We start from the raw sequence: 12,149 nt of genomic DNA on the forward strand, positions 1-12,149 counted from the left end.
AAGGCATTAAAAATTACTTTTTTCAAAATATACCCCCTCACAAATTAATCTTATCCAAAAAATAATACTACTCCAAACAAAATAGCCCCCTAATTTTTAGGAGTAGAAAAATAAATCTATATTTGTCCCAACAAAAAAGAAACAAAAAAATTAATTTATATTATTATGGCTAAAATTAAGTTAGAATACATTTGGTTAGACGGATATGAACCAACCCAAAATCTTAGAAGTAAAACTAAAGTTGAAGAGCATGAAAATTTCAAAGGAACATTAGAAGAGCTAGGAAACTGGTCATTTGATGGTTCCTCTACTAAACAAGCCGAAGGTGGATCTTCTGACTGTCTTTTGGTTCCTGTTGCAATATATCCAGACCCAACCCGTATCAACGGATGGTTAGTAATGTCAGAAGTTATGTATGCTGACGGAAAACCACACCCTTCTAACGGTAGAGCTACAATTGATGATGATAATGATGATTTTTGGTTCGGATTTGAACAAGAGTATTTTATCATGGATACCAAAACTCAACTTCCACTTGGATTCCCGGTTGGAGGTTACCCTGCTCCACAAGGAATGTACTACTGCTCAGTAGGTGGAAAAAATACTCATGGAAGAAAATTAGTCGAAGAGCATGCTGATCTTTGTATCGCAGCCGGAATTAATTTTGAAGGAATCAATCAGGAAGTTGCCTGCGGACAATGGGAATTCCAATTATTCGCTAAAGGTGCTAAAAAAGCCGGAGACGAAATCTGGGTTGCTCGTTACTTATTAGATCGTTTGACTGAAAAATACGGTTACTATATTGAATACCACCCTAAACCACTTGGAGACACAGACTGGAATGGTTCAGGTATGCATGCTAACTTCTCTAACGAAGTATTAAGAACATGTGGAGACCAGGCTACTTACGAAAGAATCTGTGAAGCTTTCAGACCTGTTACTGCAGAGCACATTGCAGTTTATGGAGCTTACAACGACCAACGTTTAACCGGAAAACATGAAACCGCTTCTATTCACGATTTCTCTTACGGTGTTTCAGACAGAGGATGCTCTATCAGAATCCCATTAATGACCGTACAAAAAGGATGGAAAGGCTGGCTAGAAGACAGAAGACCTGCTTCAAACGGTGATCCTTATAAAATTGCTGCAAGAATTATCAAAACTGTAAAATCAGCATTGTAATTCAGCTTTAGAACATATACAAAAGTGCTAACGTAATGTTGGCACTTTTTTTTTATAGTATTGTCTGTCCTTTCAGTCGAAAAGAACAGACTTTGTATAAATTTTGAAAGTCACTTTTTTAACACTTAACTCTCTGATTCTGTCCGAAAATGTCAGACAGCATAAATAATTATAATTGATATAATTTAAAAACTATCTTTGTAAATCACTAAAAAAGTATCCTAATGGTTTGGATTTTCTTCTTAATAGCTGTTGCACTTATTCTCGCTTTAGACTTAGGCGTTTTCAACAAAAACCCACATATCATAAGTACTAAGGAAGCAAGTAAATGGACATTGATCTGGGTAACCCTATCCTTTCTTTTTTCAGGAGTTATTTATTGGCTCTATACTACAGATTACATCGCAAATCCTGACAATCTGAAACCCGCCGTTGCTTCCATGAAGTTCATAACCGGTTATCTGATTGAGTTATCCTTAAGTGTGGACAATATTTTTGTGATCGCCATTATTTTTGCATCGTTCAAAATACCACAAAAATACCAGCATCGTGTTTTATTCTGGGGAATTCTGGGCGCTGTTGTTTTCCGTGGACTAATGATTTTCTTTGGTGTAATGCTGATTAATAAATTTGCATGGACTACTTATTTATTTGGAGCCTTTCTGCTTTTTACCGCCATCAAGATGTTGTTTACGGGCGAAGATGAAGATTTTCAGCCCAAGGATTCTTTCATTTATAAAACATTAGGAAAAATAATCCCGATCACTTCCCATATGGAGGGAGAAAAGTTTTTCATTCCCACAAAAACAGCCAAAAAAGCGGCCACTCCATTATTTGTAGCGCTGATTGTGATCGAATTCATGGATGTGCTTTTTGCCGTAGACAGCGTACCGGCTATTCTGGCTATTACTTCTGATCCTTTTCTAGTGTTCAGTTCTAATATTTTTGCCATACTGGGATTGCGTTCGATGTACTTTTTCTTAGCCAATATGCTCGCAAAATTCAGCTATCTGGAATACAGTCTTATCGCTATTTTAAGTTTCGTAGGATTAAAAATGCTGCTTCACGATTTCATTCACGTACCGGAATGGGCATCTTTAGTCTTCATTGCTCTTTCACTTTTAGCCGGTATTCTGGTTTCGTTAAAATTTGGAGCAGAAAAAGAACTTACTGATACGAATAAGGAATAACATTTAAATAAAAATAGTTTCAATAAAAAAAGGAGATCGTCAGATCTCCTTTTTATTTTATACTTCAATGATTAGTTTAGTTTCTTAACCTTACTATCATCAATATTGTATTTTTTAATAACAGCATTGTAATCTGAGTAATCTGCTTTATTTACTGATTTACCAGTACTTGAAAACGCTCCCGGCACAATTACAATTCTAAAGGTTTGATTTTTTATAAACTCAGGCGTTAAAGCTAAATCATAGTTTCCTCCTGCAAAAATGGTGAAATCGCTTTTACTGAAATCGAAATCATAATCGAAATCGCCTTTTGATGTATAAACGGTTCTTGGAATTTGCTGCCAGATCGGAGTAGTTGGATTAACTGTTCCCGCCAATCTGTAAATTAAAATCACATCAGAATCAAAAATTACCGGATTCAGTTTTTGATAGATATTATAACCGTCTGTAGCGTTGTAAGAAAAATTAACATTTTGAAGTTCAAAAACTTCTGCAACCGGTCCTTCTGGTCCTCGTGGCCCATCCAATCCTGGAGGTCCTTCTGGTCCTTCACAACTAGAAAATCCGATTAGTCCAACGACTGCTACTGCGAATAGGGTAAGTATCTTTTTCATAATTTCTGTGGTATTATTTGTTTTTAGAATATATATATAAAGGTATTCCAAAAATCAAACCAAAAAAAACATTTGATACCGTTCTTATCCGATTTTTCTATTATTTTTTTATAACCTGCTGATTTTTAAGTAGTATTTTATTAAAAAATAAAACGTGATAGGGTAGTGAATTCTCCCAATACTCCCAGGTATGCGCTCCTGCACGTTCGGTATAATCGTGATCTACTTTGTTGTAAACCAATCTTTGATGTAGTTCTCTGTTGGGTTCTATCAAAAAATCATCTACGCCACAATCTATAATCAAAGGGAGTTTATTTGCTTTAAGTTTGTCCAACATTCCCAGTACAGCATATTGTGCATACATTTCAGAATTGTCACTTTTATCCCCAAATACAGGCTGCATTAATTTCACCACCTGTGCCGATGCATCCCTCTGTAACATTACTCCCATATCTACTGCCCCACTCATACTTCCGGCAGCACAAAACAAATCAGGATGCTTGGCCGACAAATACAAAGCGCCGTGACCTCCCATAGAAAGTCCCGTGATTACCCTTCCGCTCCTGTTGCTTATGGTTCGGTATGTTTTATCTACTTTTTGAACGACCTCTTGTGTGATAAAGGTTTCGAACTGACTTCCTTTGTTTACCGGACTATCCAGATAAAAACTAAACGTTTCTCCTTCAGGCATGACTATGATCATATTGTACTGATCGGATAAATTTTGCACTAATTTCTTATTGGGCGTGTTTTTCAGCCAGTCGCTAAAATGTCCGTAAGCACCATGCAGTAAATACATTACCGGAAATGCCGTTTTGCTTTTGGCATACGAATTAGGCAAAACGACCGCCGCTTTATAGGTTTTACTCATGGCTGTACTCGCAACTTGCAGGGTATCAACTTTTGCGGCATAACTTGCGGCATTGATACATAACAGCACTACAATCAATAGAAATCTGGCATTTTTCATACTTGTAACATTTTTTGTTTTTAGAGGATAAAAGATATTACTTTTTTCTTCTAGAATTTTCTTTTTCTAAAAAAAGTGTGAATTATTACTATTTCAATCAATAATCAGGCGATACCCCTGAGCTCTTATATTGATGATACTGATTTTGGAATCCTCAGAAAGATTTTTCCGTAGTTTTGAAATAAATACATCTAAGCTTCTTCCATTAAAAAAACTATCATCCCCCCAAAGCTCAATAAGCGTTTCTTTTCTTGGGAGCATTCTGTTTTCACTGGTAACAAGACGATAAAGTATTTCTCCTGATCGTGGAGAAAGTGTAATCATTCTTTTTTTGTGAATTAATTTATAGCTCTCTGGATCATATTCATAATCGCCAATAACGATACTTTTCTTTTTATGTTCATCAACAGCAGGAAAATTCCTGATCAAGAGCCTTTTGATTCTGGCAGTGAGCTCTTCTACACTGAACGGTTTTCGGATATAATCATCTGCGCCTAGTGAGAAGCCCTGCAGCACATCCTCTGTCAACACTCGTGCCGAAAGAAGGATCAGTGGAATAGTATTTCCATCTTCTCTGATTTGCTTCAATAAAGAATAACCGTCAAGCTTTGGCATCATGATATCTGCTACAACAAGGTCAAACGATTGCTCTTTTAGTACTTCAAGTCCATCGACGCCATCAACTACCCATAGTACTTCAAATCCTTTTTTTTCCAGCAGAATTGAAGTGATCTCTCCCAGATCAAAATCGTCTTCTAAGTATAATATTTTAGGCTTACTCATAAGCAGGTATTTTGATTTCGATTAGAGTTCCTTCTGTTTTTTGTTTCAAAACCTTAATACTCCCACCTTGTTTTTTCAAGGACTCACGCACAAAACTCAATCCTAAACCGAATCCTTTTACATTATGAGTGTCATCATTCATGATTTTAAAATAAGGTGCAAAAATTTCTTCTCTGTATTTTTCAGGAATACCAATACCGTTGTCCTGAATTCTGATAGTCACAGTATTGTTCATTTTCCCCGCGGAAATTATAATTCTGGGATCCCTTTCAGAATATTTCAGAGCGTTATCAAATAAATTCAGAAATATTTGTTTCAGCTGAATCCGACTGCCCTTGATCTGCAAATTTTTATCCACATCTTCAAAAACAATTTCTGCCTTTTTTTTCAAAACAATATGAGCTAAATCCTCTCCTGCTTCCTTCACTAAAGATAGTAAATTCAAGGAAGACAAAATTAATTGCTCCTTACTATTACTGCTTCTCGCATGCTGAAGAATAGAATCCACCAGAAGAGAAAGCTGATCGGCTGCTCTATGAATGGCCGCTGCATATTTTTTTACATTTGCAGGTTCTTCTTCTACTTTAGAGGTTTCCAGCGCTTCTGTTGCAATCAGTATCGTTGAAATGGGTATTTTCAGTTCATGCGTCATGTTGCGCGTGAAAATTTCCTTATTCTGCAATAAATTCCGATTGAAAATCAAACTTCTGAAAAGAATGAAAATAGTGATCAGAAAAAGAAAAACATAAAATATCGAAAAAAATATAATTTCTTTTATTTCGTAAATTACAACACCTGCCATATTAACAATATGAATTCGGTATTTGTTATTCTCTTGTACAAATGAGTTTATTGTTTTCGTAGTGTTCTGGTCTGTAATCACAATCCCTTTGGGATAGGTTCTTTTAACGTTCTTACCTTCAAAATAAACTTGAATTTCAGCCTCTTTTTTCAGGAATGCTTTCAATCTCTTTCTAACCGAAGTATACAAAAAGTAGTCAAGCTTTTCATGCTGATAAAGCAATCCGGTATTGGAAACTTTTAAATACTGCTTAACCACCTCTACTTTTGGTTCCGAAACAAATACCTCAACTTTTTTGGTTTTAGATTTGTTTGCCTTTTCAATTTTTTGCTTTAAAGCAGGTTCCTTAAACAAATTCATAAGCAATATCTGAGTAGCTTCAGATTGCGTTCGCTCCAGAATTTCACGTTTTTTATTTTCATAATTCACCCTAATCCAATACCCCTGAAAAGTCAAAACAACAAGAATGGTCAGGATGAATAATGGTTTTCCAAAACTAACAAAGAATTTATTCATACAATCTTCTTTTAATTACTTCGAAATTACACATTAACAAGGAACTATAAAAGCTGTGATAACACTATTTAACAGTATATAACAGTCTGATAACCTACATTCTAATGTCAGTTCCCGAGATTTGCCAAAGAAAAATTAAGTTATCAATATTTTTTTTTACTGAAATAGAATCGATTAAACTTTAAAACAAGTGCATTATGAATATGAATCTTAAAGTCTTAACTGCTGTATGTATTGTCATATCAGCAATTACAGCAAATGCGCAAAGTACTGCGACAAAACTACCGGGTGATCCGACGTTGCCTTCTTCCAAAGAAAGTCTTGAGAAGATGGTCTCTTTTGATAAAGGAAATTTCAAATACAAGGTAGAAGATTATTTCGCAAAACCAAATGCTTCGTCTTTCAAAATTTCACCAGATGGACAATACTTGTCTTATAAAGAAAAAGATAAAGACAAAAAAAATCATGTGTATGTAAAAGAACTGAAAACAGGAAAAATTACAAAAGCTATTGTAGAAAAAGAGGATCTTATTGGAAGTTATGGCTGGCTGGACAAGAAAAGACTATTTTATACACAAGATAAAGGAGGTAACGAAAATAACCATCTTTATGCTGTAGATATTGATGGTAAAAATGTAAAAGACCTAACCCCTTTTGAGGGAGTAACCTTAATGTACGCTAATATCATCAAGGACACTGAATTCGTTATTGTAACACTCAATAAAAACAACAAACAAATCTTTGAACCCTACAAAATAAACTTCAATACCGGAGAGATGACTCAGCTTTATGAAAATAAAAACATTAGCAACCCTATCAATAGTTATCTTTTTGATAAAGAAGGAAATATGAGAGGCTATACCGTTCTGGAAAATGGTGTAACCACTAAAACATACTATAAAGATTTAGAAACAGGCAAATTTAACCTTATCCAATCAACAGACTGGAAAAATACCTTCAGTATTATCGAACTGAATGATAATTCTAAAAATAAGGATGAAGCCTATGTAGTGACCAACCTTGATAGCGACAAAGAAAGAATTGTATTATACGACCTGAAGAAAAATACAATTATTAAAGAAGTTTATTCAGACCCCGTTTATGATGTAAGCTCCATAAATACCGCCCGTAAAAACAGAAACTATGAACTGGATTACATTAGCTATACTGGCGTAAAAGGAATAACTATACCGGTAAGTAAGTTTTATAAAGAGGTTTACAGTAAACTGTCCTCACAATTTAAAGATAAGGATTTCTCAATTGCATCTTCGGATAACAATGAAAGCAAACTTTTAGTTTTCGTAACAAGCGATAAACTCTATGGAAAGTTTTATGAATATGATACCAAAACAAAAAACATAAAATTGCTTTATGACCTTATGCCCCAGCTGAAAGAAGAAGATATGGCTGAAATGAGACCTATTGAATTTAAAAGCAGAGACGGTTTAACCATTCACGGATATATTACATTACCTAAAGCCGCTTTAGAAGGAAAGAAAGTCCCTTTGATTGTTAATCCTCACGGAGGGCCACAAACGATTAGAGATGATTGGGGTTTTAATCCTGAAGCACAATTGTTTGCCAGTAGAGGATATGCTACATTACAAGTTAATTTTAGAATTTCCGGTGGATATGGGAAAGAATTTCAAGAATCCGGCTATAAACAAATTGGAAGAAAAGTAATGGATGATGTAGAAGACGGAGTAAAATATGTAATAAAACAAGGGTGGGTCGATCAAAGTAAAGTGGCCATTTACGGAGGAAGCCATGGAGGATACGCTACTTTAATGGGATTAATAAAAACACCCGATTTATATTCCTGTGGAGTAGATTATGTAGGGGTTTCCAATATTTTTACCTTTTTTAACTCGTTTCCGGAATACTGGAAGCCTTACAAAGAGCAACTAAAAGAAATATGGTATGATTTGGATAATCCGAAGGAAGCTGAAATAGCTAAAGAAGTTTCTCCAATATTTCAGATCGATAAAATCAAAAAACCTTTATTTGTAGTACAGGGAGCAAATGATCCGAGAGTAAATATCAATGAATCTGATCAGATCGTTAAAGCGATGCGTGCAAAAGGTTTTGAAGTTCCGTATATGGTAAAATACGATGAAGGACATGGGTTTCATAAAGAACCAAGCAGAATAGAACTCTATAAATACATGTTAGGCTTCTTTGCTGAAAACTTCAATAAGTAGAAATTCCACAAGGAGACACAACAGAATTCCACAAAGAGACACAAAAGACACGCAGAGATGCACAAAAGATTAAAAAACTTCGTGTATCTCTGTGCTTTTTTTCGCGAGTCTCTGTGCAACAACAGAATTCCACAAAGAGACACAAAAGACACGCAGAGATACGCAAAGACTTAAAAAAACTTTGTGTATCTCTGTGCGATTTCTTCGCGAGTCTCTGTGCAACAACAGAATTCCACAAAGAGACACAAAGGACACGCAGAGATACACAAAAGATTAAAAAACTTCGTTTATCTCTGTGCTTTTTTTCGCGAGTCTCTGTGTGATTTCTTCACGAGTCTCTGTGCAACTACAAAACTTTTACTGAATGACAATTTTATGTTCATTGCGGTATTGCGATGCACTTTTACCGGTGTACTGTTTAAAAGATTTACTGAAATGACTAAAATTATTAAAACCACTTTCATAACAAACTTCATTGATACTTATAGGTTTTTCTGCCAGAAGCTTTGAAGCATGTACCAAACGGTATTCGTTTACAAATTCGGTAAAGGTTTTATTGGAGATTTTTTTAAAGTAACGACAAAAAGAAGGTGTTGTCATACTTATCAGATTCGAAACTTCATCGATGGCAATTGATTCCTGAAAATGATCTTTCACATAATTAAAGATTACATTCATTCGATCATTATCCTGAGTCTGCAATTCTAACGAAAAACCATCCGCATTTAGTACTGTATATTCTTCTGATGAATCTAACTCATCCAAAATACTTAAAAGTGTAAGTAAACGTTCAAACGGAAGCTGATTTTCCATCATCTCGATTCTTTTACCTACATTTTTCTTCGTTTCTCCTCCAAAAGCGATTCCTCCTTTTGACTGATTCAAAACATTTCGAACTTTTTTCATTTCGGGTGCTACAAAAAAATCATTGCCCAAAAATTCAGGTTTAATATGAATGACCGTTTCATCTGTATTTCCCGTCATTTCATTCGTAAAACCACAATGTGGCAGGTTGGCCCCTATCAAAAGTAAACTACCATTGGTGTAATACGAAACATGGCTTCCTATTTGTCTTTTACCTGCTCCCCCATTGATGTAAACCAACTCAATTTCGGGATGATAATGCCATAAATGCGCCTTACTGTTCGTTTTTTCCGCATGTTTGGTATACGTAAAAGAACTTCCGTAAGAATTAGATATCACTTCAAGAGCAGGGGCAATCGTCTTCATGATAAAGTTTTTAGAAAATAATAGCGAATTTAACAAAAACACCTAACATAATTCATATTTTAACCTATAACGGTTTCGCAAATGAGAATATATCATAAAAATCCAAAAAACACTAAATTCAAAATCACAATTATTCCCGTATTTTTTTTATACTCGTTTTTTTTCTAATCTTTTTTTTAATATATCCCATTTAATCGGGTCTTTTTATAAGCATACAATATATATGTAAGAATTATAGGCGCATTCAGAGATTGTCCAAAATTTTAAATCATTGAAAAATAACAACACAATTAACAAAAACACCTATAATAATTTAAAATTTAACCTATAACGGTTTCGTAAATGAGAATACAGCACATAAATTAGCAAATAGAGTTGCGAAAAAAAATCCTGCTCTAAAGTAATTTAGCTTCAGAGAAATGAACGAATCATTTAAAACGAAAAGCTATGAAAAACATTTTAAAATTAAGTTTAGTCTGTGCGGTACTCTTTTCAGGAATAAGCACTTATGCAATTGATGAAAATGGTAACAACAATCTTAACCTTCACGTATTAAAGGGTAATGGAAAGCTAATTACGTTTGCTCTAAACCAGGTGCAAAAAGCCAGTTTGAGTATTTATGATCAAAACGGTTCATTAATCTACACTGAAAATGCTTCAGGTAAAGAAGGAATTTTAAGAACCTTTAGTTTAGAAGAATTTCCGGAAGGAACCTATTTCTTAGAAGTAGAAGACAGCGTTAAAAAGATAAGACATGAAATTACAATTACAGATGACAAATCAATATTATCTGCAAAAGCAATTTCATCTACCTATAAAGCAGATTTCTCTGCTCAAAATTCAAACGTAGCAGTACGTTAAAAAAGTTTATGCTTTCATAAAGTATAAAAATGAGGTTAGATAGTTAGTAAAGTAAAAACGTGATTGTTTTAAAACAGCTCTTTGTGGTTATTGAGCTGTTTTTTTTTGCTTATAAACTAACGAGATTAACCGCAAGGTGCGCAAAGTTTTTTTCATATCTTTTTTATACAAACGCAAAGTTCGCAAAGCTTATTAGCGTAAAATCCTTGCGAACTTTGCGGTTACTACACGTAATTTGTGATAAAAAACTTCACGCACCCTGCGGTTAAATCCTAAAACACACATTTTGTAAGAAAGACAGGCGAAACCACATTGCCTTAACTTTATCAAAACATTAAAATATAATCGCAGAATTAACACTAACACTTAAAATAATTCAAATTTTAACCTATAACGGTTTCGTAAATGAGAATATAGCATAGAAATAAGAAAACAGAGTTGTGAGAAAATCACTATTTCATAAGTAATTTAGCATCAGATAATTAGAATTATTAATCTAAAAACTAAAAGTCATGAAAAAGATTTTAAAATTAAGTTTAGTATGTGCAGTACTTTTCACTGGAATGAGTACATATGCAATTGACGGGAATGAAGATTTTAATCTTCATGTATTAAAAGCCAACGGAAAGCTAATTGCATTTGCCCTTAACAAAGTGCAAAAAGCAAACCTGACAATTTATGATAAAGACGGTAGCTTACTTTATACTGAAAATGCATCAGGTAAAGATGGAATTTTGAGAACTTTTAATCTGGAAGAACTCCCAGCAGGAACCTACTTTCTGGAAGTTGAGGATAACATCAAAAAAGTAAGACATGAAATTACTATTACTGAAGCTACTACGGTACTTTCAAGAAAAGCAATTTCATCGAGTTATAAAGCAGGTTTTTCTGCTAAAAAAACTAGTGTCGCTGCACGTTAAAAATTTTACCCCCTTACCCAAAAAAGCGAATTTATTTAGTTAGTGAAAATAGTACGTTTTAAACAGCTCTTTGTCGTAATTGAGCTGTTTTTTTATGTCTTTCTCTCATCTCAAAAAACTGATTTTTATATTTTTAGAAAAATATTCTTAATAATTATAAAAGAGTAGTTTACACACTCAAAAAAAAACTCAAAATAAAAACATCCGTCATCCCAGTAAATACGTACATAGTTCACATAAAACACAGAAACATCTTTAATTCAGCAATTTAGCCATTGAAAAAAGTGACTTTTTTGTATAAAATTAGATTTCTATTTGTAGTTTTACGCGTTTCGAAAATAGTAATAAACAATTAAAAAAAAATGACAAATTTAACGAAGGTGGGCTTAGTTGTTGCCGTATTTTTAACAACAATCTTTACGTATGCAATTGATGGAAAAGGAGATTATATTTTAAATATAAAAACCGGAAATGGAAAAGTAGTTAGTTTTACTTTAAACTCTGTTGAGAAATCAGTTTTTACTATCTATGACGAAAACAATAATTTGGTTTACACAGGAGAAACTGCTTCAAACCAGTTAGAAACGTCAAAAACTTTAAGTTTAGAGGCATATCCTGCCGGAACTTATATCCTGGAAGTAAAAGAAAATGGTAAAGTTGCTAAACATGAAATTACGGTTTCTGCTAAGAAATCAAAAACTGTTAAGATGGACGAATCAGTGAACAAAAGCCCTGCTTTCCGACGCTAATTGTTTTTACTTAAAATTGAAAAGCATCAGCTGTGGCTGGTGCTTTTTTTTTTTAAACTAAACCACTCTGCACTGAAAGTGCAGAGGTTTGTTTTACGAGGGACTGAAAGTCCCTCTTCTTATTTCATTCA

11 protein-coding genes are annotated in these 12,149 nt (G+C 34.0%); 6 read left to right on the plus strand and 5 right to left on the minus strand.

What is annotated here, in order from left to right:
* The first annotated feature begins 165 nt into the window (after positions 1 to 165).
* On the plus strand, positions 166 to 1,182 hold the full coding sequence (locus JO950_RS18985) for a glutamine synthetase beta-grasp domain-containing protein (RefSeq protein WP_017498734.1): 1,017 nt from the start codon (positions 166 to 168) through the stop codon (positions 1,180 to 1,182).
* A gap of 224 nt (positions 1,183 to 1,406) precedes the next feature.
* On the plus strand, positions 1,407 to 2,372 hold the full coding sequence (locus JO950_RS18990; RefSeq protein ID WP_202704050.1) for a TerC family protein: 966 nt from the start codon (positions 1,407 to 1,409) through the stop codon (positions 2,370 to 2,372).
* Positions 2,373 to 2,443: 71 nt separating this feature from the next.
* On the opposite strand, the gene JO950_RS18995 is transcribed toward JO950_RS18990, so the two are convergent.
* From JO950_RS18995 to JO950_RS19010, 4 genes are all read right to left on the minus strand, one after another.
* A complete protein-coding gene (locus JO950_RS18995; RefSeq protein ID WP_230000382.1) occupies positions 2,444 to 2,986 on the minus strand; it encodes a hypothetical protein in 543 nt (180 codons plus the stop codon).
* 100 nt (positions 2,987 to 3,086) lie between these two features.
* Positions 3,087 to 3,956: an alpha/beta hydrolase family protein gene (locus JO950_RS19000; protein WP_202704051.1), complete on the minus strand. Its 870-nt coding sequence runs from the start codon at positions 3,954 to 3,956 to the stop codon at positions 3,087 to 3,089.
* Positions 3,957 to 4,049: 93 nt separating this feature from the next.
* Complete coding sequence (locus JO950_RS19005) at positions 4,050 to 4,739, minus strand: response regulator transcription factor (protein WP_202704052.1); 690 nt, start codon at positions 4,737 to 4,739, stop codon at positions 4,050 to 4,052.
* Positions 4,732 to 6,057 carry a sensor histidine kinase KdpD gene (locus JO950_RS19010; RefSeq protein ID WP_202704053.1) on the minus strand — a complete coding sequence of 442 codons (1,326 nt, stop codon included), beginning with the start codon at positions 6,055 to 6,057 and terminating at the stop codon, positions 4,732 to 4,734. The genes JO950_RS19005 and JO950_RS19010 overlap by 8 nt, the downstream gene beginning before the upstream one ends.
* 203 nt (positions 6,058 to 6,260) lie before the next feature.
* Between JO950_RS19010 and JO950_RS19015 the strand changes: the two genes are divergently transcribed.
* Positions 6,261 to 8,258, plus strand: coding sequence for a prolyl oligopeptidase family serine peptidase (locus JO950_RS19015; protein WP_370528128.1), 1,998 nt, complete (start codon positions 6,261 to 6,263; stop codon positions 8,256 to 8,258).
* A 357-nt stretch (positions 8,259 to 8,615) separates the two neighbouring features.
* Here JO950_RS19015 and JO950_RS19020 read toward each other — a convergent pair whose 3' ends face one another.
* Entirely contained in the window at positions 8,616 to 9,488 is an 873-nt protein-coding gene (locus JO950_RS19020) for an AraC family transcriptional regulator (protein WP_089078093.1), read from the minus strand.
* 447 nt (positions 9,489 to 9,935) lie between these two features.
* Here JO950_RS19020 and JO950_RS19025 point away from each other — a divergent pair, with 447 nt between their 5' ends.
* The 3 genes from JO950_RS19025 (at position 9,936) to JO950_RS19035 (ending at position 12,018) form a co-directional block, all read left to right on the plus strand.
* Positions 9,936 to 10,349 carry a T9SS type A sorting domain-containing protein gene (locus JO950_RS19025; protein WP_202704055.1) on the plus strand — a complete coding sequence of 138 codons (414 nt, stop codon included), beginning with the start codon at positions 9,936 to 9,938 and terminating at the stop codon, positions 10,347 to 10,349.
* Positions 10,350 to 10,861: 512 nt separating this feature from the next.
* The gene (locus JO950_RS19030) at positions 10,862 to 11,269 is read left to right on the plus strand and encodes a T9SS type A sorting domain-containing protein (RefSeq protein WP_202704056.1); all 408 of its coding nucleotides are present in this window, start codon (positions 10,862 to 10,864) and stop codon (positions 11,267 to 11,269) included.
* Positions 11,270 to 11,631: 362 nt separating this feature from the next.
* Positions 11,632 to 12,018 (plus strand): secretion protein, encoded by a 387-nt coding sequence (locus JO950_RS19035; protein WP_202704057.1) that lies wholly within the window; start codon positions 11,632 to 11,634, stop codon positions 12,016 to 12,018.
* Positions 12,019 to 12,149: the final 131 nt, after the last annotated feature.

The organism is Flavobacterium sp. UGB4466, assembly GCF_903469665.1.
Lineage (GTDB): Bacteria > Bacteroidota > Bacteroidia > Flavobacteriales > Flavobacteriaceae > Flavobacterium > Flavobacterium lipolyticum.

What these genes read in the sequence shown, in the direction of transcription:
- JO950_RS18985 (WP_017498734.1), top strand. Translation starts at nt 166, where the DNA reads ATGGCTAAAATTAAGTTAGAATACATTTGGTTAGACGGATATGAACCA.
- JO950_RS18990 (WP_202704050.1), top strand. Translation starts at nt 1,407, where the DNA reads ATGGTTTGGATTTTCTTCTTAATAGCTGTTGCACTTATTCTCGCTTTA.
- JO950_RS18995 (WP_230000382.1), bottom strand. Translation starts at nt 2,986, where the DNA reads ATGAAAAAGATACTTACCCTATTCGCAGTAGCAGTCGTTGGACTAATC.
- JO950_RS19000 (WP_202704051.1), bottom strand. Translation starts at nt 3,956, where the DNA reads ATGAAAAATGCCAGATTTCTATTGATTGTAGTGCTGTTATGTATCAAT.
- JO950_RS19005 (WP_202704052.1), bottom strand. Translation starts at nt 4,739, where the DNA reads ATGAGTAAGCCTAAAATATTATACTTAGAAGACGATTTTGATCTGGGA.
- JO950_RS19010 (WP_202704053.1), bottom strand. Translation starts at nt 6,057, where the DNA reads ATGAATAAATTCTTTGTTAGTTTTGGAAAACCATTATTCATCCTGACC.
- JO950_RS19015 (WP_370528128.1), top strand. Translation starts at nt 6,261, where the DNA reads ATGAATCTTAAAGTCTTAACTGCTGTATGTATTGTCATATCAGCAATT.
- JO950_RS19020 (WP_089078093.1), bottom strand. Translation starts at nt 9,488, where the DNA reads ATGAAGACGATTGCCCCTGCTCTTGAAGTGATATCTAATTCTTACGGA.
- JO950_RS19025 (WP_202704055.1), top strand. Translation starts at nt 9,936, where the DNA reads ATGAAAAACATTTTAAAATTAAGTTTAGTCTGTGCGGTACTCTTTTCA.
- JO950_RS19030 (WP_202704056.1), top strand. Translation starts at nt 10,862, where the DNA reads ATGAAAAAGATTTTAAAATTAAGTTTAGTATGTGCAGTACTTTTCACT.
- JO950_RS19035 (WP_202704057.1), top strand. Translation starts at nt 11,632, where the DNA reads ATGACAAATTTAACGAAGGTGGGCTTAGTTGTTGCCGTATTTTTAACA.